This window comes from Faecalibacterium sp. DFI.5.82 (assembly GCF_029076575.1).
Lineage (GTDB): Bacteria > Bacillota > Clostridia > Oscillospirales > Ruminococcaceae > Faecalibacterium > Faecalibacterium duncaniae.
This window is the reverse complement of sequence record NZ_JARFIS010000713.1, coordinates 1-302: the sequence shown is the minus strand read 5'-3', so window position 1 is coordinate 302 and position 302 is coordinate 1. Positions and strand designations below refer to the sequence as shown.

The 302-nt window shown below is 64.6% G+C and carries 1 pseudogene; it reads left to right on the top strand.

The features are described 5' to 3' along the window. Positions 1 to 112 precede the first annotated feature (112 nt). Positions 113 to 302: pseudogene (locus P0G09_RS18570) on the top strand (hypothetical protein); the annotation flags it as partial.

Below are 302 nucleotides of genomic sequence, written 5' to 3'. Positions count from 1 at the left end.
CCAGAAGCTCCACGATGCCCAGCTGGAAAAGGAGCTGCGCGCCGAGCGCGGCGAGGATACCCCCGAAGAATAACACTGCGCCGTCCACAGCGCGCAAAGGAGAGAAGTGCGGATGGACCACCGGAACAATCTGGTGCTGCACGGCACCGAGACCTTCTCCCGGGGCGCACTGGACAATGTGGCGCTGGAAAGCGGCGCGGTGGTGCTGGAGTCCTCCGCCGGCCGTTACCTGCCCTACGGCAGCTATACCACCCCGGAGTTCGCCATGCCGGCCTTCTGCAACCTGAATGTCAGCTGGAACG